The organism is Variovorax sp. MSC1_012 (assembly GCF_023667525.1).
Taxonomy (GTDB): domain Bacteria; phylum Pseudomonadota; class Gammaproteobacteria; order Burkholderiales; family Burkholderiaceae_C; genus Variovorax; species Variovorax beijingensis_B.
Window position 1 is genome coordinate 3005084 of the sequence record NZ_CM174443.1, and the last position, 23215, is coordinate 3028298.

23 protein-coding genes are annotated in these 23215 nt (G+C 66.9%); 8 read left to right on the forward strand and 15 right to left on the reverse strand.

Annotated features, from left to right (window positions below; translation table 11 throughout):
- Positions 1 to 29 precede the first annotated feature (29 nt).
- A complete protein-coding gene (locus tag L1081_RS14255; RefSeq protein WP_489412787.1) occupies positions 30 to 1691 on the forward strand; it encodes a Na/Pi symporter in 1662 nt (553 codons plus the stop codon).
- 16 nt (positions 1692 to 1707) lie between these two features.
- Here L1081_RS14255 and L1081_RS14260 read toward each other — a convergent pair whose 3' ends face one another.
- Complete coding sequence (locus L1081_RS14260; protein WP_489412788.1) at positions 1708 to 2118, reverse strand: response regulator; 411 nt, start codon at positions 2116 to 2118, stop codon at positions 1708 to 1710.
- Positions 2119 to 2410: 292 nt separating this feature from the next.
- Here L1081_RS14260 and L1081_RS14265 point away from each other — a divergent pair, with 292 nt between their 5' ends.
- Positions 2411 to 3367, forward strand: a complete 957-nt coding sequence (locus L1081_RS14265) for an IS110 family transposase (protein ID WP_489412789.1) — start codon at positions 2411 to 2413, stop codon at positions 3365 to 3367.
- Positions 3368 to 3383: 16 nt separating this feature from the next.
- On the opposite strand, the gene L1081_RS14270 is transcribed toward L1081_RS14265, so the two are convergent.
- Positions 3384 to 4367 (reverse strand): NADPH:quinone reductase, encoded by a 984-nt coding sequence (locus tag L1081_RS14270; RefSeq protein ID WP_489416782.1) that lies wholly within the window; start codon positions 4365 to 4367, stop codon positions 3384 to 3386.
- A gap of 101 nt (positions 4368 to 4468) precedes the next feature.
- On the opposite strand from L1081_RS14270, the gene L1081_RS14275 reads away from it, so the two are divergent.
- Positions 4469 to 5377, forward strand: a complete 909-nt coding sequence (locus L1081_RS14275; RefSeq protein ID WP_489412790.1) for an EamA family transporter — start codon at positions 4469 to 4471, stop codon at positions 5375 to 5377.
- A 37-nt stretch (positions 5378 to 5414) separates the two neighbouring features.
- On the opposite strand, the gene L1081_RS14280 is transcribed toward L1081_RS14275, so the two are convergent.
- The 4 genes from L1081_RS14280 to L1081_RS14295 are packed head-to-tail and all read right to left on the reverse strand — an operon-like array spanning position 5415 to position 9810.
- Positions 5415 to 6209 (reverse strand): SDR family oxidoreductase, encoded by a 795-nt coding sequence (locus L1081_RS14280; protein WP_489412791.1) that lies wholly within the window; start codon positions 6207 to 6209, stop codon positions 5415 to 5417.
- Positions 6210 to 6235: 26 nt separating this feature from the next.
- A complete protein-coding gene (locus L1081_RS14285; RefSeq protein WP_489412792.1) occupies positions 6236 to 7186 on the reverse strand; it encodes an EamA family transporter in 951 nt (316 codons plus the stop codon).
- 21 nt (positions 7187 to 7207) lie between these two features.
- Positions 7208 to 8821 (reverse strand): gamma-glutamyltransferase, encoded by a 1614-nt coding sequence (locus tag L1081_RS14290; RefSeq protein WP_489412793.1) that lies wholly within the window; start codon positions 8819 to 8821, stop codon positions 7208 to 7210.
- Between the two features lie 11 nt (positions 8822 to 8832).
- Positions 8833 to 9810 (reverse strand): tripartite tricarboxylate transporter substrate-binding protein, encoded by a 978-nt coding sequence (locus L1081_RS14295; RefSeq protein WP_489412794.1) that lies wholly within the window; start codon positions 9808 to 9810, stop codon positions 8833 to 8835.
- A 98-nt stretch (positions 9811 to 9908) separates the two neighbouring features.
- Between L1081_RS14295 and L1081_RS14300 the strand changes: the two genes are divergently transcribed.
- Entirely contained in the window at positions 9909 to 10835 is a 927-nt protein-coding gene (locus tag L1081_RS14300; protein WP_489412795.1) for a LysR substrate-binding domain-containing protein, read from the forward strand.
- A gap of 86 nt (positions 10836 to 10921) precedes the next feature.
- On the opposite strand, the gene L1081_RS14305 is transcribed toward L1081_RS14300, so the two are convergent.
- The 7 genes from L1081_RS14305 to L1081_RS14335 all read right to left on the reverse strand — a co-directional run bounded on the left by L1081_RS14305 (position 10922) and on the right by L1081_RS14335 (position 17614).
- Positions 10922 to 12433, reverse strand: coding sequence for a tripartite tricarboxylate transporter permease (locus L1081_RS14305; RefSeq protein WP_319430318.1), 1512 nt, complete (start codon positions 12431 to 12433; stop codon positions 10922 to 10924).
- Positions 12434 to 12449: 16 nt separating this feature from the next.
- Entirely contained in the window at positions 12450 to 12938 is a 489-nt protein-coding gene (locus L1081_RS14310) for a tripartite tricarboxylate transporter TctB family protein (RefSeq protein WP_319430317.1), read from the reverse strand.
- 116 nt (positions 12939 to 13054) lie between these two features.
- A complete protein-coding gene (tfpB, locus tag L1081_RS14315; RefSeq protein WP_124957340.1) occupies positions 13055 to 14842 on the reverse strand; it encodes a type IV pilus assembly ATPase TfpB in 1788 nt (595 codons plus the stop codon).
- Complete coding sequence (locus L1081_RS14320; protein WP_489412796.1) at positions 14839 to 15621, reverse strand: spermine/spermidine synthase domain-containing protein; 783 nt, start codon at positions 15619 to 15621, stop codon at positions 14839 to 14841. The genes tfpB and L1081_RS14320 overlap by 4 nt, the downstream gene beginning before the upstream one ends.
- A complete protein-coding gene (locus L1081_RS14325; protein WP_489412797.1) occupies positions 15621 to 16148 on the reverse strand; it encodes a DNA-deoxyinosine glycosylase in 528 nt (175 codons plus the stop codon). Before L1081_RS14325 ends, L1081_RS14320 begins: the two co-directional genes overlap by 1 nt.
- A 79-nt stretch (positions 16149 to 16227) precedes the next feature.
- Positions 16228 to 16695, reverse strand: a complete 468-nt coding sequence (locus L1081_RS14330; RefSeq protein ID WP_489416783.1) for a hypothetical protein — start codon at positions 16693 to 16695, stop codon at positions 16228 to 16230.
- A 58-nt stretch (positions 16696 to 16753) separates the two neighbouring features.
- Positions 16754 to 17614 carry a TatD family hydrolase gene (locus L1081_RS14335; RefSeq protein ID WP_489412798.1) on the reverse strand — a complete coding sequence of 287 codons (861 nt, stop codon included), beginning with the start codon at positions 17612 to 17614 and terminating at the stop codon, positions 16754 to 16756.
- A gap of 91 nt (positions 17615 to 17705) precedes the next feature.
- On the opposite strand from L1081_RS14335, the gene L1081_RS14340 reads away from it, so the two are divergent.
- From L1081_RS14340 to L1081_RS14355, 4 genes are all read left to right on the forward strand, one after another.
- On the forward strand, positions 17706 to 18698 hold the full coding sequence (locus L1081_RS14340) for a S1C family serine protease (protein WP_489412799.1): 993 nt from the start codon (positions 17706 to 17708) through the stop codon (positions 18696 to 18698).
- 46 nt (positions 18699 to 18744) lie between these two features.
- Positions 18745 to 19758: an AAA family ATPase gene (locus L1081_RS14345; protein ID WP_319441100.1), complete on the forward strand. Its 1014-nt coding sequence runs from the start codon at positions 18745 to 18747 to the stop codon at positions 19756 to 19758.
- 109 nt (positions 19759 to 19867) lie between these two features.
- Positions 19868 to 20857 (forward strand): DUF58 domain-containing protein, encoded by a 990-nt coding sequence (locus tag L1081_RS14350; protein WP_489412800.1) that lies wholly within the window; start codon positions 19868 to 19870, stop codon positions 20855 to 20857.
- On the forward strand, positions 20854 to 21891 hold the full coding sequence (locus tag L1081_RS14355) for a VWA domain-containing protein (RefSeq protein WP_489412801.1): 1038 nt from the start codon (positions 20854 to 20856) through the stop codon (positions 21889 to 21891). The genes L1081_RS14350 and L1081_RS14355 overlap by 4 nt, the downstream gene beginning before the upstream one ends.
- Here the strand turns inward: L1081_RS14355 and L1081_RS14360 are convergent.
- Together L1081_RS14360 and L1081_RS14365 are read right to left on the reverse strand one after the other, a co-directional pair.
- Positions 21875 to 22531, reverse strand: a complete 657-nt coding sequence (locus L1081_RS14360) for a TetR-type transcription factor C-terminal domain-containing protein (RefSeq protein WP_489412802.1) — start codon at positions 22529 to 22531, stop codon at positions 21875 to 21877. The genes L1081_RS14355 and L1081_RS14360 overlap by 17 nt on opposite strands.
- Positions 22532 to 22599: 68 nt before the next feature.
- Positions 22600 to 23202: a phenylacetic acid degradation protein PaaY gene (locus L1081_RS14365; protein ID WP_489412803.1), complete on the reverse strand. Its 603-nt coding sequence runs from the start codon at positions 23200 to 23202 to the stop codon at positions 22600 to 22602.
- Positions 23203 to 23215 lie beyond the last annotated feature (13 nt).

Here is a 23215-nt window from a genome sequence, read left to right on the forward strand (position 1 = left end):
AAAAACGAAAAGGATAGAAACCGGCATCCATGAAGCATCTCCTGAACCTGCTCGCCGCCGTCGCCCTCCTGGTGTGGGGCACGCACCTCGTGCGCACGGGCGTGCTGCGCGTGTTCGGCGCCAACCTGCGCAAGATCCTGGTGCAGAGCATGCGCAACCGCTTCACGGCCGCGCTGTCGGGCATCGGCGTCACGGCCCTGGTGCAGTCGAGCACCGCCACCTCGCTGATGACTTCCTCCTTCGTGGGGCAGGGCCTGGTCACGCTGCCGGCGGCGCTGGCGGTGATGCGGGGGGCGGACGTGGGCACGGCGCTCATCTCGGTGCTGTTCTCGGCCGACCTCTCGTGGCTTTCGCCGATGTTCATCTTCGTGGGGGTGGTGCTGTTCATTTCCCGCTCGGCCAGCGTGGCGGGCCGCGTGGGCCGGGTGCTCATCGGCCTGGGGCTGATGCTGCTGGCGCTGCAGCTGGTGGTGGAAGCGACCGAGCCTCTCTTTTCAGCGCCAGCCGTGCGCGTGCTGCTGGCCTCGCTCAACAGCGACGTGCTGCTCGAGATCACCATCGGCGCGGTGCTGGCGATCGTGGCCTATTCGAGCCTGGCCGTGGTGCTGCTGGTGGCGGCCATGGCCAGCTCCAACGTGGTGCCGCTGGACGTCGCGCTCGGGCTGGTGCTGGGCGCCAACCTCGGCAGCGGCCTGCTGGCGGTGCTGACCACGGCCAAGTCCGCGGTGCCCGTGCGGCAGGTCACGGTGGGCAACCTGCTGTTCAAGGTGCTGGGCGTGGCCATCCTCGCGCCTTTCGTCGGGCTCTGGCTGCGCCATGTGCAGCCGCACGTGCCGAACGCCACGCACGGCGTGGTGCTGTTCCACCTGGCGTTCAACGTGATCATCAGCGTGGGCTTCATCGGCCTCACGCAGTGGGTGGCCACGCTGGTCACGAAAATGCTGCCGGTGCCGCCGGTGCCGGCCTCCTCCACGCGGCCGCATCACCTCGACCCCTCCGCGCTCTCGACACCCTCGCTCGCCATTTCGAACGCGGCGCGAGAGGCGCTGCACCAGGCCGACGTGGTGGAGACCATGCTCATCGGCACGCTCGACGTGATCCGCCACAACGACTTGCGCCTCGCGCAGGAGCTGCGGCAGCTCGACGACACGGTGGACGAGCTCTACTCGGCCATCAAGTACTACATGACGCGCATCTCGCGCGAGGCGCTGGGCGAGGAAGAAAGCCGGCGCTGGACCGACATCATCAGCTTCACCATCAACATGGAGCAGATCGGCGACATCATCGAGCGCGTGATCATCGACATCGAGGACAAGAAGATCAAGCCGCAGCGCAATTTCTCCGAAGCGGGCATGGCGGAAATCGTGGAGCTGCACGGGCGGCTGGTCGCCAACCTGCGGCTGAGCATGAGCGTCTTCCTGAACGGCAACGTGCGCGACGCGCAGCGGCTGCTCGAGGAAAAGGCGCGCTTCCGCGACCTCGAGCGGGCCTACGCCACCACCCACCTCGACCGGCTCTCCGACCGCACCACGCTGAGCATGGAGACCAGCTCGCTGCACATCGACCTGATCAGCGACCTGAAGCGGGTCAACTCGCACATCTGCTCCATTGCCTATCCGATCCTCGAATCGGCGGGCGCGCTGGCGCCGAGCCGGCTGCGCGAATCGCGGCTGGGGAAGATCGAGGGCTGATCTCGCGCGGGCGCGGTCAGTGCGCCACCGGAAACGGCGAGGCCATGAACTGCTCCTGCCGGCGGCGCAGGCAGAAGTCGATCAGGTCGTCGAGCTCGGTGGCCTTGTCGAACACTGCGTCGGCGCCCAGCTGCGCGCACTTGCGCCGCATCTGCGGCGTCAGGTGGTTGCTGAGCACCACCATCTTCTGGTTCGGATCGCGGTTGCGGCAGGCTTCGAGCACGCCGAAGCCGGTGCCATCCTTCAGGAACAGGTCGACGATGGCCAGGTCCCATTGCGAGAGATTGCCCGCGAGCCAGCGCGCGCCCTCGTTCTCGGTTTCGGCCTGGCCCACCGGATCGACCCGCGCCACCTCGCGCAGCGTGCCGGCCAGGTTCTCGCGGATGGCGGCGTTGTCCTCGACGATGAAGGTTCTGACGGTGTCCATGGCGCTGGCCTTCACTGGCTTTGCTGAAGGCTACAAAGTGCACCGTGCATAAGACGCAGGCATGACACCCCACCGCGGGTAGGACAGGGCTGGCGGCCCTGCAGCGGGCCCGCCGCGGTCCGGCCTTGTATCTTTAAGCCTCGGACCGGCTCGGGTAGCCCGAGCGGCCTCTGGGCCATTTGTTGAAGCCCGCCTCTGAGCACTGGGCGCCCGAGCCGGACCGTCCTTCTCTGCAGCCCGAACGGTTGTAGGAATTTGAAGTTCGCATAGACAAGGATGGGAGTGAGAGGACGTGTCCGACTCTGTTTTTATCGGTATTGACGTCTCCAGCCAGACCCTGGAGATCGCCAGCAGCGATCAGGCCAAGACTTGGCAGCTCGCCAATGACGTGGCTGGCATCGAGCAACTGGTCAACCAGGCATCGGCTTTGGCGCCCGCGCTGGTTGTGCTGGAGGCCACGGGCGGCTACGAGTTCGAAGCGGCCTGCGCGTTGCAGGCCGCGGGCCTGGCGGTGGCGGTGGTCAACCCGCGCACCGCGCGCGACTTCGCCCGCGCGATGGGCGCGCTGGCCAAGACCGATGCGCTGGATGCGCGCATGCTGGCGGCCTTCGCCCGCGTGCTGCATCAGCACCCCGAGCGCGAGCGCTTCGTCAAGCCGCTGGCTGATGCCGAGTTGCAGCAACTGCAGGCCTTGGTGCTGCGTCGGCGCCAGTTGGTGCAGATGCTGACCTCCGAGCGGCAGCGCCTGCGCCTGGCTCACGCGGCGGCGCGCCCGAGCATCGAGCGGCTCATTGAATTCTTGAAGCACGAACTCGGCGACAGCGAAGCCGAGGTGGCCGCGCATGTGCAGCGCCATCACGCCCAATTGGCCCAGGCGCTGGCCAGCGTGCCGGGCATCGGCGCTGCCAGCGTTGCAGTGCTGCTGGCCGAACTTCCCGAACTCGGCAAGCTCGACCGGCGCCGCATCGCTGCGCTGGTGGGCGTTGCGCCCTTGAACCGCGACTCCGGCCAGATGCGTGGCCAGCGCTGCATCTGGGGTGGGCGCGCCGATGTGCGGCGAACCCTGTACATGGCCACGCTGACGGCGGTGAGGCATAACCCGGCGCTCAAGGCCTGCTACGAGCGCCTGCTGGCGGCAGGAAAGCGCAAGAAGGTCGCCCTGGTGGCCTGCATGCGCAAGCTGCTGACCATGCTCAATGCCATCGCCAAACACGGCTCCACATGGGATTCGACTATGCATATCGCTTGACTGCCAAGACGGTTGCTCAGAGCGTGAGGATGGTGCAGCCGGTGGTCTTGCGCGCTTCCAGGTCGCGGTGGGCCTGCTGCACGTCGGCCAGTGCATAGCGCTGGTCGATCGGGATCTTCACCGCGCCGCTCTGCACCACCGCGAACAGGTCGTCGGCCATGGCCTGCGTGCTCTCGCGCGTGGCGATGTGCGTGAACAGCGTCGGCCGCGTCACATAGAGCGAGCCCTTGGAAGCGAGCGTGCCCAGGCTGATCGGCGGCACCGGGCCCGAGCCGTTGCCGAACACGGCCAGAAGGCCGAACGGGCGCAGGCAGTCGATGGAGCCTTCCCAGGTGTCCTTGCCGACCGAGTCGTACACCACCTTCACGCCCTTGCCGCCGGTGATCTCCTTCACGCGGGCCGCGAAGTTCTCGGTGCTGTAGTTGACGGCATGCGCCGCGCCGTATTCGAGTGCGAGCTTGCACTTGGCGTCACTGCCGGCCGTGCCGATCAGCTGCAGGCCGAGCGCCTTGGCCCACTGGCAGGCGATCAGGCCGACGCCGCCGGCCGCCGCGTGGAACAGGATGAAGTCGCCGGGCTGCAGGCCTTCCGCGGGCAGCGTCTTCTTCAGCAGGTATTGCGTCGTGAGGCCCTTGAGCATCATGGCCGCGCCGGTCTCGAAGGAGATCGCATCGGGCAGCTTGCAGACGTTCTTGGCCGGCATCACGCGCAACTCGCTGTAGGCACCGGGCGGCTGGCTCGCATAGGCGGCGCGGTCGCCGGCCTTCAGGTGCGCCACGCCATCGCCCACGGCCTCGACCACGCCCGAGGCTTCCATGCCCAGTTGCAGCGGCATCTGGAACGGATAGAGCCCGCTGCGCTGGTAGGTGTCGATGAAGTTCAGGCCCACGGCCTTGTGGCGGATGCGGATCTCGCCGGGGCCGGGCTCGCCCACCTCGACGTCGACGATCTTCAGTTCCTCGGGGCCGCCATGGCGGTCGATACGGACGGCTTTGCTCATCATCTTTGCAGTCTCCAGTCGCACAGAAAAGAAGAGGCGCATGGTGCCACGTTTGGCCTTCGCACGACGGCGGCGGGGAATGCCCGGTAGAGTCGGCTGCCATGCAGATCCAGCAGCGCCTCACGCCTTCCACTGTCTTCCTGCTCACCGTGCCGCCGCTGCTGTGGGCGAGCAATGCGGTGGTCGGCCGCCTGGTGCGCGACCTGGTGTCGCCGCTCACGCTGAACTTCGTGCGCTGGGTCATCGCGTTCGTGCTGCTGCTGCCGCTCGCATGGCCGGTGCTGCGCCCGGGCAGCCCGATGTGGGCGCACTGGAAGCGCTATTCGCTGCTGGGGCTGCTGGGCATCGGCTGCTACAACGCATTCCAGTACCTGGCGCTGCAGACCTCCGCGCCGATCAACGTCACGCTGGTGGGTTCCAGCCTGCCGCTGTGGATGCTGGCGGTAGGCGGCATTTTCTTCGGCGCGCGTGTCAGCGGGCGCGAGATCGGCGGCTCGCTGCTCTCGATGCTGGGCGTGCTGCTGGTGCTGAGCCGGGGCGAATGGCGGCAGCTGCTCGCGCTGCGGCTGGTGCCGGGCGATCTCTACATGATCCTGGGCACCATCGCCTGGGCGTTCTACAGCTGGTTCCTCGCGCGCACGCAGGAGCCGCAGGGCGTGCGGCAGGATTGGGCCGCGTTCCTGATGGCGCAGCTGGTGTTCGGCCTCGCATGGTCGGGCCTGTTCGCGGCCGGGGAATGGGCGCTGACCGACGCCCGCATGGAGCTCGGATGGCCGCTGCTGGCGGCGCTGGCCTTCATCGGCATCGGCCCGGCCGTGTTGGCCTATCGTTGCTGGGGCAGCGGCGTGCAGCAAGCGGGGCCGCAGGCGGCGAGCTTCTTCATGAACCTCACGCCGCTGTTCGCCGCGCTGCTGTCCGCGGCCTTCCTGCGCGAGCCGCCGCACTGGTACCACGGCGCGGCCTTCGCGCTGATCGTGGGCGGGATCGTGGTGTCCTCACGGCGCCCATAGGCGCGCGACACGACGTGCGCGCACCCTGGGGGCGAGCTCAGTACGTGCCGGGGTACGCGCCGCCATCGGCGAGGATGTTCTGCCCCGTCATGTAGCCCGCCTGCATACTGCAGAGAAAGGCGCAGATGGCGCCGAACTCGGCGGGCGTGCCAAAGCGCTTGGCCGGAATGTTCTTCTTGCGGGCTTCCCACACGGTGTCGAAGTCCTGGCCGGTCTTCTGGGCCGCGCCGGCCATCGTGCCCTTGAGGCGGTCGGTGTCGAAGGAACCGGGCAGCAGGTTGTTGATGGTCACGCCCTGCGCGGCAATGGGCGTGCGCGCCACGCCGGCCACGAAGCCCGTGAGGCCGCTGCGCGCACCGTTGGAGAGGCCGAGGATGTCGATGGGCGATTTCACCGAGCTCGAGGTGATGTTGACGATGCGCCCGAAGCCGCGCTTTGCCATGCCGTCGACCGTGGCCTTGATGAGCTCGATGGGCGTCAGCATGTTGGCGTCGACCGCCTTGATCCATGCCTCGCGGTCCCAGTTGCGGAAATCGCCGGGGGGCGGGCCGCCGGCGTTGGTGACGACGATGTCGAAGTCGTGGCCGAGCGCGAACACCGCCGCGCGGCCGGCCTCGGTGGTGATGTCGGCGGCCACGTGCTTGACGAACGGCCCCGGCGAACCGGCTGCCGCTGCGGCCAGCTTCGCAGCCGCCGCTTCGAGCGCCTCGGCGCCGCGCGCCACGATGACCACGTTGACGCCCTCGCGCACCAGCGCCTCGGCGCAGCCGTAGCCGAGTCCCTTGCTCGCGCCGCACACCAGCGCAGTCTTGCCTGCAATGCCCAAATCCATGTTGTTGCTCCTGAACTGCAGGGGCGCTAGCGCCCCGTGCGTGTGAAAACGAAGATGCCCGCGATCACGAGCACCGTGCCGGCCGCGATCCACGCGGTGAACGGCTCGCCGAGTATGACCACGCCCATGAGGATGGTCGACAGCGGCCCGATCATGCCGGTTTGCGCGGCCATGGCGGGGCCGATGCGCTCGATGGCCATCATGACCATGAGGACAGGCACCGCCGTGCACAGCGTGGCGTTGAGCACCGACAGCCAGATGACCTCGGGCGCCACCTGCATCGCGACGCTCACCGGCCGCATCAGCACGAACTGCAGGATGCACAGCAGGCAGGCCACGGTGGTGGCCAGCCCCACGAGCCGCAGCGACCCGAGGCGCTTGACGAATTCGCCGCTGTAGACGAGGTAGGCCGCATAGCTCACGGCGCTCAGGAACACGAGGAAGGTGCCCCAGGCCGCCGCCCCGCCGCCCTTGCCGCCGCCACCGATCCAGAGCTCGTGTCCGAACACGAGCAACACGCCGGCGTAGCTCACGATCATGCCGAGCACCTGCGGCCGCGTGGCGCGCCGCCGGTACAGCAGCCAGCCGAACAGCAGCACCAGAGTGGGGTTGAGATAGAGAATCAGCCGCTCGAAGCTGGCCGAGATGTAGGCGAGCCCCGCGAAGTCGAGAAAGCTCGCAAGGTAATAGCCCGAGAAGCCGAGCCCGGCCACGCCGAGCCAGTCGCGCAAGGTGAGCGCAGGCTTGCCGCGCCCGGCCCACCACGCCATCACCGCGAACAGCGGCAGCGCGAACAGCATGCGCAGCATGATCAGCGTGATCGCATCCACGCCGTAGCGGTAGGCCAGCTTGACGATGATGGCCTTGCCGCTGAACGCGACCGCGCCCAGCGAGGCCAGGATAAGGCCCGGCGCAAGGCTCCTTGCACCGCTGGCGGAAGAAGAGGGAATGCCGGTCTGTACGGCGGACTTGGTCATTCCCCGATCATCGCGCGGCCGTCAAAAGCCTGCAGCCAGGCCATCGCGGCGCGGATCGCTGGCCGCCACGTAGCCTTCGACCGCCGGATCGCCCGCGCGCCAGATGAACTGGCCGGCGCCGAAGTCCTGGTAGGAGTCGTCGATCACGTCCAGGTGGTGGCCGAGCTCGCGCAGGCCCTGCACCGTGGCCGGGTTCATCGCGGCCTCGACGTTGATCTCGAGCCCCGCGTTGAAGCGCCAGCGCGGCGCGTCGCATGCGGCCTGCGGGTTCTGCTTGTAGTCGAGCATGCGCACCAGCGTCTGCATGTGGCCTTGTGGCTGCATGTTGCCGCCCATCACGCCGAAGCTCATCACCGGCTCGCCGTCCTTTGTGAGGAAGGCCGGAATGATGGTGTGGAACGGCCGCTTGCCCGGCGCCACGACGTTCGGGCTCTCGGCCTTGAGGCTGAAGCCATGGCCGCGGTTCTGCAGGCTGATGCCGAACTCGGGCTCCACGCAGCCCGAGCCGAAGCCCATGTAGTTGCTCTGGATGAAGCTCACCATCATGCCGCTCTCGTCGGCGGCCGTGAGGTAGATGGTGCCGCCCTTGACGGGGTTGCCGGCCTTGAAGTCCTGTGCCTTTTTCACGTCGATGAGTCTCGCACGCGATGCGAGGTAGGAGTCATCGAGCATTTGCGCGGGTGTCACCGTCATCGACGATGGCTCCGACACATAGCGGTAGACGTCGGCGAAGGCGAGCTTCATCGCCTCGATCTGCAGGTGCTGCGAAGCCACCGAGTCGACCGGCAGCGAGGCGATGTCGAACTTCTCGAGGATGCCGAGCGCGATCAGCGCCGCGATGCCCTGCCCGTTGGGCGGAATCTCATGCAGCGTGTGGCCGCGGTAGTCGCGCGAGATCGGCTTGACCCATTCGGGCTGGTAGGCCGAGAGGTCGGCCACCGTGAGCGAGCCGCCCTGCTCCTTCGAAAACCTTGCGAGCGCTTCGGCGATCTCGCCGTTGTAATAGGCCTCGCCCTTGGTGCGGGCAATGGCCTTGAGCGCACGCGCAGCGGCCGTGAAGCGGAACAGCTCGCCCACTTCGGGCGCACGGCCCCAGGGCATGAAGGTCTGCGCGAAGCCTGCCATCGATGCCAGCACCGGCGCGGCAGCGGCCCACTTCTGCTGCACCACCGGCGGCACCAGGTAGCCGCGCTCGGCGATGTCGATGGCCGGTGCCAGCAGGTCGGCGAAAGGCAGCTTGCCAAAGCGCTCGCTCAGCGCCACCCAGCCGCGCACCGCGCCCGGCACGGTGACCGAATCGATGCCGCGCATCGGCGGCGCGGCGGCATCGGCGCCGTACTTGGCCTTGAAGTAGTCGGGCGTCCAGGCCTTGGGCGCGGGGCCCGAGGCGTTGAGGCCGTGCAGTTCCTTGCCGTCCCACAGGATGCAGAAGGCGTCGCTGCCGAGGCCGTTGCTCACGGGCTCGACCAGCGTCATCACGGCCGCCGTGGCAATGGCCGCATCGACGGCATTGCCGCCCTGCTGCAGCATGCGCAGCCCCGCCTGCGAGGCGAGTGGGTGCGAGGTTGACACCACGTTGCGCGCGAAGATCGGAATGCGGGTGGACAGATAGGGGTTGTTGAAGTCGAAGTTCATGGGGTGTCTCGCTATTCGTTGGTGATCTTGCGCTCGACCACGATTTTTTTCCACTTGGCGGCGTCGGCCGCCACCATCCTGGCGAACTGGTCGGGCGTTCCGGCAGCAGCAGGCTCGATGCCCAGGCGCGAAAGCTTTTCCTTCACTTCGGGATCGGCCAGCGCCTCGTTGGCGGCCTTGTTGATACGCGCCACGATGTCCGCAGGCAAACCCTTCGGGCCATAGAAGCCGAACCAGGTGTTCGACTCGAAGCCCGGCAGCGTGTCGGCGATCGGCGGCAGTTCAGGCGCGAGCGGGCTGCGCTTGGGCGTGGTGACGCCCAATGCGCGCAACCGGCCGTCGCGCACGTGCGGCATGCCGGTGGGCAGCGAGTCGAACAGCACGTCGACCTTGCCGCTGATCAGGTCGGGAATGGCCAGCGCCGTGCCCTTGTAGGGAATGTGCGTCACGAACACGCCGGCCTGCGACTTGAAGAGCTCCGCCGTGAGTTGCACGATGGTGCCGTTGCCACTCGACGCGTAGTTGAGCTTGCCGGGGTTCTTCTTCGCATGGTCGATCCATTCGCGCACGGTCTTCGCGGGCGAGTTGACCGGCACCAGCATGATGCTCGGCGCGTCGCCCACATGCGCGATGGGCGTGAAGTCGCGCACCGTGTCATAGGGCAGCTTGCTGGTGATGGCCGGCCCGATGGAATGGGTGCTGGTGGTGGCCAGCAGCAGCGTGTAGCCGTCGGCCGGTGCCTTCGCGGCCATGTCGGAGCCGATGGCGCCGCCCGCGCCCGGCTTGTTGTCGATGACCAGCGTGGTGCCGAGTTTCTCGCTCATCTTCTGCCCGAGCGTGCGGGCGAAAAGGTCGGTTGCGCCGGCCGCCGGGAACGGCACGATGAGCCGCACCGGCTTGTTCGGGTAGCCCTGGGCCAGGCTGGCGGACGAGGCGGCCATGCACAGCAGCGCAACGGCGGCCCCTTGAAGGAACTGAATTCTTTTCATGGTGCTTGGATTCTGGCCCCGTGGAGAAAGCTCGCATGCTATGCAGCCGCTGCACATCAAGCCAGATAATCCAGCTTATTCAACTATGAGCGCTGCTTATGACAAAGAACGCCACGGAAGAAGTCTCGCTGCAGCAGCTGCGGGCGCTGGCGGCGGTCGCCGAATCGGGCAGCTTCACATTGGCCGCGGAAAGCCTGCAGCTGACGCAGCCGGCCATCAGTCATCTGGTCAAGCGCATGGAAGAGCAGCTCGGACAGCCGCTCATCGTGCGCGGCCGCCGTATCCAGCTCACGAGCGCGGGCCGAGTGATGGTCGAGACGGCCGTGCGGGCGCTGCGGATGATCGATGAATCGGTCGGCGCTTGCCGCTCCCAGTCGCAGCTGCGCGAAGGGCGCGTGATTCTGGCCGTGGGTCACCTCACGGCGGGCGCCCTGCTGCCGCCGATGCTCGACCGCTTCTCGCAGAAGCACCCGACGCTCGCGATCACGCTGCTCGACAGCACGGCCGAGCAGATGATCTCGCGCATCCTCTCGCAAGAGGCCGACCTGGGCTTCGGTTCTGACATCGGGCAAAAACACTCCGAACTCGCGACCGAGCCGCTGTTCACCGAGCGGATGGCCCTCTTCGTACGCGACGACCATCCGCTCGCGCAGCGCGTGGTTGTCGATGCGAAGCACCTCGATGCGCTGCCCTTCATCCACGTCAACCCGGACGCAAACATCTGGCGCGCGGTGAGCCGCCAGCTGTCGAGCGTGGCGAACGTTTATCCGCAGGTGGTGCATCACGTCTCGATGCTGTCGACGGCTTTCGGCCTCATTCAGGCGGGCGCGGGCGTGGCGTTGCTGCCGCGCTATGTGGAGGTGCTGATGCCGGGCAATCTGCGTGCCGTGGCGGTGACGCGCCCTACGCTCGAATACCCGGTCGTCGCAGTGCGGCTGGCCAAGCATCCGCTGAGCCCGGCGGCGCTGGCCTTTCTGGCCATGGCACGACAGCACATGAAACCACCAAGAGCTGCCAGAGCCTGAAAAAGAAAACGGCGCCCGAAGGCGCCGCCGTATTTTCGTGGAACACCGCGGAACCGGCTTTGCCGGGCCGCTGGTGTTGCCACTGGTCAGTCCTCGACGAAGGCTTCTTCGCGTTTCGCCTTCACCGCCGGCAGCAGCACGATCACCAGCAGCAGCGCCGCGGCGAGCAGCAGGCCTAGCGAGATCGGACGCGTGACGAACACGCTCCAGTCGCCGCGCGAGAGCAGCAGCGAGCGGCGCAGGTTTTCTTCCATCATCGGCCCGAGGATGAAGCCCAGCAGCAGCGGCGCAGGCTCGCAACCCAGCTTGAAGAAGGTGTAGCCCACGAAGCCGAAGATGCCGACCATCCAGATGTCCCAGGTGTTGTTGTTCGTGGAATACACGCCAATGGCGCAGAACAGCACGATCGCCGGGAACAGGAATTTGTAGGGCACCGTCAGGAGCTTGATCCACATGCCGATCAGCGGCAGGTTCAGGATGACGAGCATCGCATTGCCAAGCCACATCGAGGCGATCAGGCCCCAGAACAGCTCGGGGTTGCTGGTCATCACCTGCGGGCCGGGCTGGATGTTGTGGATAGTCATTGCGCCCACCATCAGCGCCATCACCGCGTTGGGCGGAATGCCCAGCGTGAGCAGCGGGATGAAGGAGGTCTGCGCGCCGGCGTTGTTGGCGGCCTCGGGTGCGGCCACGCCGCGGATGTTGCCCTTGCCGAACGGCACTTCGCCGGGATGCAGCTTGGTCTTCTTCTCGATGGTGTAGGCCGCGAAGGCCGACAGCAGCGCGCCGCCGCCGGGCAGGATGCCGAGCGAGGAGCCCAGCGCCGTGCCGCGCAGCACGGCGGGAACCATGCGCTTGAAGTCTTCCTTGGTCGGGAAAAGGCCCGAGACCTTGGCGGTGAACACTTCGCGCTCGTCGTCGGGACGCGAAAGGTTGGCAATGATTTCGCCATAGCCGAACACGCCCATGGCAATGGCCACGAAGCCGATGCCGTCGGTCAGTTCAGGAACGTCGAAGCTGTAGCGCGCCACGCCCGAATTCACGTCGGTGCCCACCAGGCCCAGCAAGAGGCCCAGCACGATCATCCCGATGGCCTTGAGCAGCGAGCCCGAGGCCAGCACCACGGCGCCGATCAGGCCCAGGATCATCAGTGAGAAGTACTCGGCCGGACCGAACTTGAACGCCAGTTCGGTCAGCGGCGGTGCGAAGGCCGCCAGGATCAGCGTGCCGACGCAGCCGGCAAAGAACGAACCCAGGCCCGCAGCGGCCAGCGCCGGACCGGCACGGCCCTTGCGCGCCATCTGGTAGCCGTCGATCACGGTCACCACCGACGAAGATTCGCCCGGCAGGTTCACCAAAATCGCGGTGGTCGAGCCGCCGTACTGCGCGCCGTAGTAGATGCCGGCCAGCATGATCAGCGCCGACACGGGCGGCAGCGCGTAGGTGGCGGGCAGCAGCATCGCGATGGTCGCGACCGGGCCGATGCCCGGCAGCACGCCGATCAGCGTGCCCAGAATGCAGCCGCCAAGGCAGTACAGCAGATTCGTGAAGGTAAAGGCAACGCCAAAACCCATCGAGAGGTGGTCAATCAATTCCATGTGAGCAGCTTTCTTCTCAACCGGTGATGAAGGTCGGCCAGACCTGGATCTGCAGCTTGAGAGCCCAGATGAATGCGACATAGCTGCCGACGGCCAGCACGGTGGCCAGGATCAGCACGGTACGCAGCCTGAACTCGTGGCCCGCGAGGCTGGCGATGATCACGAGCGCGTAGATCGCAATGATCATTCCCATGGCCGGCACGCCGAGGCTCGGCAGGCCGCCCAGCAGGATGCCGAACGCGAGATTGGCGCCCAGGATGAACACGACCTGCTTCCAGGCCCACTTGCCGATCTTCTCGCCGTCGGTGGTTTCGACGGTCAGGCCGCTGAACATGATCCCCAGGCCGATGACGGCCATCAGGATGCCCAGCATCAACGGGAAATAGCCCGGCCCCATGCGGGCGCCGCTACCTACGCTGTAGGTGGTGGCGCCCCATGCGAACGCCACGCCCACGACCGCAAACATCAGACCCGAGAAAAAGTCTTTCTGACTCTTGATTTTCACGAACAGTCTCCTCGAACAAATTTCGATGCGAGATTGTCGAGTCAGCTGGTGGTCAGCCCGATGTGGATTCCACTAACCGAAAGCCTAGGGATAACCCCAGGGGTCTGGCCGCTGCCTCACTCCAGCGGCGGCGTCGCGCTCAGTACTTCCTCGATGGTGGTGACGCCTTCGGCCACGCGCAGCGCCCCGGCCAGGCGCAGCGGGCGCATGCCGTCGATCACGGCCTGCCGGCGCAGCCCCGCAAGATTGGGCTCCTTGGTGACCTGGGCCTTGAAGTCCTCGCTGATGCTCAGCAGCTCGTACAGACCCATGCGGCCCATGTAGCCGGTCATGCGGCAGTCGACGCAGCCCACGGGCTTGTAGGCGCGCACCGAACCAGTGATCTGCCAGGGCTTGACGATGGTTTCGAGCTTTTCGCGTGTGACCGTGTCGTCGGGCTGCTTGCAGTTGGGGCACAGCGTGCGCACCAGCCGCTGGGCCAGCACGCCGAGCATCACGGCGTTGATCAGGTAGGAAGGCACGCCGAGCTCCATCAGCCGCGTGATGGCGCTCGGTGCGTCGTTGGTGTGCAGCGTGCTGAACACCAGGTGGCCGGTGAGCGCGGCCTGCACCGCCATCTCGGCCGTGGCAAGGTCGCGGATCTCGCCGACCATGATGATGTCCGGGTCCTGCCGCATCAGCGCGCGCAGGCCTTCGGTAAAGCCGAAATCGAGTTGCGGCTGCACCTGCGTCTGGTTGAACGAAGGCTCGATCATTTCGATCGGGTCTTCCACCGTGCTCACGTTGACCTCTTCGGTGGCCACGCGCTTGAGCGTGGAGTACAGCGTGGTGGTCTTGCCCGAGCCAGTGGGCCCGGTCACCAGGATGATGCCGTTGGGACGCGTGACGAGCTGCTCCCAGCGCTGCGCGTCGTGCTGCGCGAAGCCGAGCGCATCGAGGTCCTTCACCGCGGTGTCGGGGTCGAAGATGCGCATCACCATCTTCTCGCCGAAGGCGGTCGGCAGGGTGGACAGGCGCATTTCGACTTCGTCGCCGCGCATGTTGCGCGTCTTGATGCGGCCGTCGAGCGGGCGGCGCTTCTCGACCACGTCCATGCGGCCCAGCAGCTTGATGCGCGACACCATGGCGTTCATCACGCCCATGGGCATCTGGTAGGCCGGATGCAGGATGCCGTCGATGCGAAAGCGGATCACGCCCTGTTCGCGCCGCGGCTCCAGGTGGATGTCGCTCGCGCGCTGGTCGAAGGCGTATTGCCAGAGCCAGTCGACCACCTGCACCACGCTCTGGTCGTTGGCATCGAGCTGCTTGGTGCTCTTGCCCAGTTCCACCAGCTGCTCGAAGCTCGCGCCGCCGGTATTGCCGCCGGCCTTCTGCGCGGCGCGCACCGACTTGGCGAGCGCGAAGAACTCGGCCGTGTAGCGCTGGATGTCGGTCGGGTTGGCCACCACGCGGCGCACGGTGCGGCGCGACTGGCGCTCCACCTCGGCGATCCAGTCGGTCAGGAAGGGTTCGGCCGTGGCCACCACCACCTCGTTGGGCAGCACCTGCACCGGCAGCACCTTGTGGCGCTCGGCGTAGGCCGCACTCATGGTGTCGGCCACCTTGCCCACGTCGACCTTGAGCGGATCGATGCGCAGGTAGGCAAGCCCCGCGCGGCCGGAGAGCCACTGCGTGAGCATTTCGAGATCGAGCGGCTTGCCGTCGCTTTCGCGCGTCATGGCCACGTTGGCCAGCCGCACCAGCGGCGCCTGCCGGCTCTCGGCCTGGGCGCAGCGCGCGATGGTGCGCTTGGCTTCCACCGGAGAAATCACGCCGTCGGCGGCGAGCCATTCGATCAGGCGGCGCAGGTCGAGCGGGCCTTCGTGGCGGGCGGCCGGGGATGCGGGAACGGAAACAGCGCTCATGGGCCGGACGGTCGGGTGAGGGTGGGATTCAGCGGTTTGAATACGCGCAGCCATTTGGGCGCGGGCAGGCCCCATCGAGTCTGGATCGTTTGGGCGCGCTCGGCAAGGGCTTCGCGCTTGGGCCGGCTGGGTGCGCGCTGCGCCAGCACCACCGTGTTGCCTTCGCGCGTCGGCTTGAAGGCCCAGACTGCATCGGCGCCGAATGCACTGGCGATCTTCTCGAGGCTGCGCTCGTAGCTCGACGAGCGGCCGAAGAGGTTGACCGTCATGCAGCCGTCCTCGCTGAGCAGCGCGCGGCAATCGGCATAGAAGCCTTCGCTGTCGAGCACCGGCGCGGCGGCCTCATGGTCGTACAGGTCGACCTGCAGCGCATCGACCGTGCCCTGCCATTCGGGCTTGCGGATCTCCTGCGCGGCATCGGCGATGACCACGCGCAGCTTCGGGTCGTCGGCCGGCAGCTTGAACCAGCCGCGGCAGGCCGACACCACCTGCGGATTCAGTTCCACCGCAGTGGTGCGCATGCGCAGCGTCTTGCGGCAGAACTTGGTGAGCGTGGCCGCGCCGAGGCCCAGCTGCATCGCATGGCGGCTGGCCAGGCTCTTGGGATCTGCGAACAGCAGCCAGGCCATCATGCGCTGCACGTATTCGAGCTCGATTTCGAATGGCGCGTCGAGCTTCATCGAGCCCTGGACCCATTCGGTGCCAAGGTGCAGGTAGCGGATGTCGCCCCAGTCGGAAAAGTTGACTTCGGGGAGAACGGGAGTTTTGCTCGTGGCCATCAAAGAAGGTTGTGGGCGTCAAAGACCTCGCGCCAGGCTGCGAGCTTGCGCTCGAAGCTCCACGACGCGTTGGCGGGGCTGGTGGAAGGCAGCTGGTAGACCGGCACCCCGAGGGTGCGCGTGTGGCGCGCATGCTTGAAGCTCTCGCCGCCGTTGTGCGCAATGGCCGCCAGACGGGGCAGGTGCAGGCCCGCGATGTCGTTGGCCACGGGCGCGCGGATGGCGGAGTCGAGGCTGCCCTCGCGCTCGCAGGCGGCATACACGTCCCATACGCCCAGGCCACGCTCGAGCAGCCACTTTTTCTTCTCGGGATAGCTGTCTGCGCCCATGGGGAGCGGATGATGGGGCCAAACGGCTTGCAAGATTTTCCAGAACTGATTTTGCGGATGCGCATAGTACTGCTGCAGTTCGAGCGATCGCACGCCCGGGAAGCTGCCCAGGATCAGCACGACGGTGGCGGGCGAGACGATGGGGGCCAGGCCCGTGAGCACGGGGCTGCCGGTGTCGGATGCGTTGGGTGGGTTCATGGACAGGCTCTATCTTGGCACTGTCGTCCGGCCATGAAAAAACCCGCCGAAGCGGGTTCTTGCTGAAGGCGAGCTCCGATTATTTCTTGGCAGCGTCGTGTTCCGCCGTGCCGGGGACCTTTTCGCCAATCGCCTTGCCGGTGCTGCGCATGCCGTCGGCCGTCTTGTGGCCTGCGGTTTCAACAGCGTCGCCGGTCTTGGCGGCCACGTTCTTGGTGGCGTTGGTGGCCTTCTTGGTGGTGCGTTTGGTGGCGTCCCAAGCCTTCTTGGTGCCGCGTTCGGTCGCGTTCACGGCCTTCTTGGTCGTGCTCTTGGTGGCATCGATCGCGTCCTTTCCGGCTTCCTTCACCTTTTCGGTGGTGGTGGGTTCGGCGGTTGCGGGCGCCGCCGTTTGCGCCACGGCGGAGACGCCGATGGAAGCAAGCGCGAGGGCAAGCACAACGGGCACGGTGCGAACGAAAGATGTGGTCATGTGTAAAGACTCCTTGTTGGATGAAGAGTTGGAGTGACAGACTTGCCACTGAACAAGCAACGCCAGTTCGAACACCAAGGATGACAGTAAAAATGCACGCCTCGCTTGCGCAACCGCAAGACGGGATATCGACCTACGCGCGGTGCGGCCGGGCCTCCGACAAGGGGAGAAGACTTTCGAGCCGAGGCAGGGCTCTGAGCGCATTTTGAGTCGTGGCCTCGGCCAGTTCATCGATACCGATGCCGCGCAATTGCGCCACCACTTCTGCGATGCGCGGCAGTTCGCCAGGTTCGTTGCGGCCCTGCGATTCACCGGCCGCGCGCTGCGCCTGCGTGCGATAGATCCAGTGCGGCTGAATGTCCGGCGCGTCGGTTTCCATCACCATCGATTCGAGCGGAAGCGTGACCGCCAGCCGCCGCAGCTGCAATGCGCGGTCGAAGGTCACGGCGCCGCCGAATCCCAGCTTCAGGCCGATCTCGATGCAGGCCGTGGCCTGCTGCTCGCTGCCATTGAACGCATGGGCAATGCCCTGCCACGGCCGGCCGGCTGCGGTCTGCCGCAGGTGCTTGAGCACCTTGTCGACCGAGCGGCGCACATGGATGAGCACCGGCAGATCGTATTTGCGCGCGAGTTGCAACTGAGTGTGAAAAAAGTGCTGCTGCTTGTCGCTGTCCAGCCCTTCCACGAAGTAGTCGAGGCCGATCTCGCCGACCGCGACCAGCCGTGGATCGCCGTGGTGCGCGGCCAGCTCGGCATCGAGTGCCTCCAGGTCGGCCTCCTCTGCATTGCCGGTGCACAGCGGGTGGATTCCGAGCGCATAGGCGTCGCCCTGCACCTGCGCCAGCTCGCGCACGGTCGCAAAGTTGAAGACCGCCACGGCAGGAATGACGCACAGCGCCACGCCCTTTTCGGCGGCCCGTGCACGGATGAGCGGCATCTCCGCACCGAATTCGGGCGCGTCGAGGTGGCAGTGGGTATCGACAAAAACAGCCATGGCGAGATGATGCCCGAAGGGATGCAAGGCAGAAGAAAGCGTGCTACTGTGACTCCCTACTCACCCGTCATCCCTTGCCGGAGGTGCCCCGATGCGCAGGCCCGCTTTCTACAGCCGTTCGCCCCGCACGCTGCCTCAAGCGGCCGATCCCGCGGCCGAAGAGGCTGCCGTGCCGTCGCCCGAGGGCGCAGCAGGCAACGGCGCACCGCCCCCGCCGCACGCCAAGGCCGGCTGGCAGCCGGGCCGGCGCAGCTTCGCATTCCTCCTCGTGCTGTGCGCCGCGCTGGTTGCGGGCGGCGCCACCTGGTGGCCCCGGCAGGGCAAGGCATTGACGCAGAAGGACATCGATTCGGCCGTGCTGCGCACGCTGCAGACCCATACGCTCCCCTCGCCCGCCGCAAAGGCCGCCGAGATCGTGCGGCCCTCGGTGGTGCGGGTGGTCGGCTACGGCCCCGAGAAGGCTACGCCCGAGGCCAAGACCCAGAAGCGCGGCCGCAACATGGCCAAGGGCAAGCCGCCCGAAGCCGATGCGCCGCCGGGCGAGGTCGAACGCGGCGTGGGCACCGGGGTGGTCATCGTCGACAAGGGCGTGATCCTCACCAACCTGCATGTGGTTGCCGGCGCCGAAACCATCAAGGTCACCTTCTCCGACGGGCTCGAGGCCGTGGCCACCATCACCGGCGTGCAGCCCGAGAACGATCTCGCGGTGCTGCAGGCCCAGAAGATCCCCGACGACCTGATTCCCGCCGCCATGCGCTCGACCGGAGACCTGCAGCCTGGCGACCAGGTGGCCGCGGTCGGTTTTCCATTCGGCATCGGCCCCTCGGTGTCGGCCGGCGTGGTGTCGGGCCTGAAGCGCTCGTTCCGCTCGCCCGAGGGCAAGCAGGAACTGGGCAACCTGATCCAGTTCGACGCGGCCGCCAACCCCGGCAACTCGGGCGGCCCGCTGATCAACATGGACGGCGAGGTGCTCGGCATCGTCACCGCCATCCTCAACCCCACGCAGCAGCGCACCTTCATCGGCATCGGCTTTGCGGTGCCCATAGAGAACGCGGCCTCGGCCGCGGGCTCGCCGCCGTTCTAGCCAGGAACATCCCCACGCTTTCGATTGTTTATACAGAGGCCCTCGCATGAGCACAGAGAACCCCTTTTCCACCTCTCCCGCTACGGCCGAGCTGATGGAGCAGATCCTCTACGAGGTCAAGCGCGTGGTGGTGGGCCAGGACCGCTTCCTGGAGCGCGTGATGGTGGCCATGCTCGCGGGCGGGCATCTGCTGGTCGAAGGCGTGCCGGGCCTCGCGAAGACGCTCACCATCAAGACGCTGGCCGACACCGTGCGCGGCCAGTTCAAGCGCATCCAGTTCACGCCCGACCTGGTGCCGGCCGACCTGGTGGGCACGCGCATCTACAACCAGAAGACCGGCGAGTTCAGCACCTCGCTCGGCCCGGTGTTCGCCAACCTGCTTTTGGCCGACGAAATCAACCGTGCGCCGGCCAAGGTGCAGAGCGCGCTGCTCGAAGTGATGCAGGAGCGCCAGGTCACCATTGCCGGCGAAACGCACCGCGTGCCGCGCCCCTTCCTGGTCATGGCCACGCAGAACCCGATCGAGACCGAAGGCACCTATCCGCTGCCCGAAGCTCAGGTCGACCGCTTCATGATGAAAGTGCTGGTCGACTACCCGAGCGACGAGGAAGAGTTCGTCATCGTCCAGCGCGTGATCGGCTCGCTGGTCGAGGTCAATCCGGTGGCGACCACCGAGCAGCTCGCCACCCTGCAGGCCGAGGCGCGGCGCGTGTACGTCGACCCTTCGCTCATCCAGTACGCGGTCAAGCTGGTGTCGGCCACGCGCACGCCCGACAAGCACGGCCTGAAGGACATGCGCCGCTTCATCACCTTCGGCGCGAGCCCGCGCGCGAGCATCAGCCTGACCGAGGGCGCACGCGCGCTTGCGCTGCTGCGCGGCCGCAGCTATGCCCTGCCCGAGGACATGACCGCGCTGGTGCCCGACGTGCTGCGCCATCGCGTGACGCTTTCCTACGAAGGCTTGTCCGAAGGCCTCACACCCGACAGCCTGATCGAGAAGATCATGAAGGCCGTTCCCGCTCCTCCCAAACCTCTGGAACATGAAAAGCTGGTGGCCTGAATGAAACCCACCCCCGTCCCTCGCTCACTTCGTGTAGCTCGACTCCCCCCTCAAGGGGGCAACACCAGCGGCCCGGCAAAGCCGGTTCCGCGGTGTTCCCTGGCTCCATATGAAAAGCTGGTGGCGTAAGGCCCCTGCGGCCGCGAACGACGAACGGCTCATTGCGCAAGCCGGCGGTGCGGAACGCGCGCTGCGCCGGCTCGAGTGGACCGTGATCCGCCGCCTCGATGGCCTGCTGCAGGGCGACTATCGCACGCTGATGCGCGGCACCGGGCTCGACCTGGCCGACTTGCGCGAATACCAGCACCACGACGACGTGCGCCACATCGACTGGAACGTCACCGCCCGCCTGCAGACGCCGCATGTGCGCGTCTTCACCGAAGACCGCGAGATGGCGGCCTGGTTCGTGCTCGACCTGAGCCGCTCGGTCGATTTCGGCTCCGGCCTCAAAGCCAAGCGCGAGATCTCGGCCGGCTTCGTCGGCGTGCTCGCGCGCCTGCTCACGCGCCACGGCAACCGGGTGGGCGCACTGGTCTACGGCACCGACCTCGAGGCGGTGATTCCGCCGCGCAGCGGCCGCCGGCACGTGCTCCACCTGCTGCATGCGATGGAGCGGCGCGCCGACAAGGCCGAGGCCGCGCCCGCCCAAAAAGGCATGACGCGCCTGGCCGACCTGCTGAAATCCGCTGCAACGCTGATGCCTCGCCGCTCCACCGTGTTCGTGGTGTCCGACTTCCTGAGCGAGCCCGGCTGGGAACGCCCGCTCGGCCAGCTGGTGCAGCGGCATGAAGTCATTGCCGTGCGCCTGTTCGATCCGCTCGAACTCGAGCTACCCGACCTCGGCCTCGTCCCGCTGCGCGACGCGGAGACCGGCGAGCAGCTCTGGGTCGACACGCACGACGCCGGCTTTCGCAAGCGCTTCGCACGGCTGGCGGCCGAGCGCGAGGCAGCGCTGCGCGCTGCGCTCGCGAAAGCGGGTGTCGACGCACTCGAGCTTTCGACCAGCGACGACCTGGTGGAAGCCATCGTTCGTTTCGCCGACCTGCGCAAGCGCCGCATGCGCATCGGCCCGGGCAGCATGAAGGCGGTGGCAGCATGACATTTCTCTGGCCTCAATTCCTCTGGTTGCTGGCGGCCTTGCCGCTACTGGTGTTGCTCTACATCTGGCTGATCCGCCGCAAGAAAAAGCTCGCGGTGCGCTATGCGAGCCTGTCGATCGTGCGCGAGGCGATGGGCGCCGGCCAGAGCCTGCGCCGGCACATTCCGCCGTTCCTGTTCCTGCTGGCCATGGCCGCCATGCTGGTGGCCGCCGCGCGCCCCATGGCGGTGGTGCTGCTGCCGTCGAACCAGCAGACCATCATCCTGGCGATGGACGTCTCGGGCAGCATGCGCGCCGCCGACGTGCTGCCCAACCGGCTGGTCGCGGCGCAGGAAGCGGCCAAGAGCTTCATCAAGGACCTGCCGCGCCACGTCAAGGTGGGCATCGTGGCCTTCGCGGGCAGCGCGCAGGTGGCGCAGTTGCCCACCACCAACCACGACGATCTGATCACCGCGATCGACAGCTTCCAGCTGCAGCGCGCCACTGCCACCGGCAACGCGATCGTCGTCTCGCTCGCCACGCTGTTCCCCGATGCGGGCATCGACGTCTCGCAGTTCAGCGCCCCCAGCCGCCAGCGCGGCACGCCGATCGACCAGGCGGAGAAGCAGGCCAAGGAGTTCACCCCGGTGGCGCCGGGCTCCTACAGCTCGGCCGCGGTCATCATGCTGACCGACGGGCAGCGCACCACCGGCGTCGATCCGCTCGATGCCGCCAAGGCCGCGGCGGACCGCGGCGTGCGCATCTACACGGTGGGCGTGGGCACGATCGATGGCGAGACCATCGGCTTCGAAGGCTGGTCGATGCGCGTGCGGCTCGACGAGGAAACGCTCAAGGCCGTGGCCAACAAGACGCAGGCCGAATACTTCTACGCCGGCACCGCAGCCGACCTGAAGAAGGTCTACGAAACCCTGAGCTCGCGGCTCACGGTCGAGAAGAAGGAAACCGAGGTCTCGGCGCTCTTCGCGCTCGGCGCGGCCATCCTCACGCTGCTGTCGGCGGGGCTGTCGCTGCTCTGGTTCAACCGGATTCTTTGACGGAGTCCAGCTGGCGCGCCGGCGGCGCCGAACCTGCCGGCGGGGGCGACTTCACCGCCCCGATACCGCCCAGGAACAGGTCGGCCACGATCGGCGCAATGGACGCATGGTCGAGCCGGCCGCCGGGCTTCATCCAGGTGAACATCCAGTTGATCATGCCGAACAGCAGCATGGTCAGCGGCTTGGCGAGATCGTCGCTCGGCGCGCCCGGGCGCAACGCCGACACGGCACGTGCAAACCCCGCCACCACTTCGCGCTCCTGGTTCAGCACGCGCTCGCGGTCTTCTTCTTCCAGAAAGCGCACGTCGTCGGTCAGCACGCGATGCGCGTCCTGCGCGCCGGCGTATTCCTCGACGATGCGGTAGATGAAGCGGCGCAGACGCTCCTCGTCGGTGTGAGTCGACGCCTCTTCCTCGGCCACCAGCGCTGCGAGCTTCGACACGTGCGTCTCGGCGATGCTGATCAAGAGGCTGCTCTTGTCCTTGTAGTAGTGATAGAGCGTGGCCTTCGAGAGATTGCAGGCCTCGGCCACCTGGTTCATCGAGGTGGCGGGATAGCCGCGGCGCGCGAACAGCTGGGCGGCCTGCGCCAGGATGAACTCGCGCTGGTCGTCGTAGGTGGCGGATCTTCCACGCGGCATCGGGTCTTCTTTCTTCCTTGATTGGCAGTTGTTGCGGGCAACCTGCGATCTTGCACGAAGCGCGCCGGCTAGCCGCGCCGGGTCGCAATGAGCGAACGCACCTCGGAGGCGGGCAGGCGCGGGCGGCCGGGTTCCATCTGCTGCAGCGGCGCGACCTCGCGCAGGCTGGCCAGGCTGCGCACGGTGAGCGCCTGGTAGGTCTGCGTGCCTTCGAGCTTCCAGGCGATTTCTTCCTCGCTCAGTGTCTTCTTCACCTTGGCCGGAATGCCCGCCACGAGCGTGCGCGCCGGCACCTTCATGCCGGCCGGCACGAAGGCGCAGGCCGCCACGATGGCCTGCTCGCCGATCTCGGCTTCGTCCATCACCACCGCATTCATGCCCACCAGCGCATCTCGCCGCACGATGCAGCTGTGCAGGATCGCGCCGTGGCCGATGTGGCCGTTGACCTCGACCACCGTGTCCTGGTCCGGAAAGCCGTGGATGCAGCAGTGGTCCTGCACGTTCGAGCCTTCCTGCAGCACGATGCGGCCGAAATCGCCGCGCAGGCTGGCGCAGGGGCCGACATAGCAGCCGGGGCCGACGATCACGTCGCCTATCAGCACGGCGCTGGGGTGCACATAGGCCGTCGGGTCGACGACGGGAATCACGCCGTCGATGGAGTAGCTGGGCATTCGATCGGTCTCC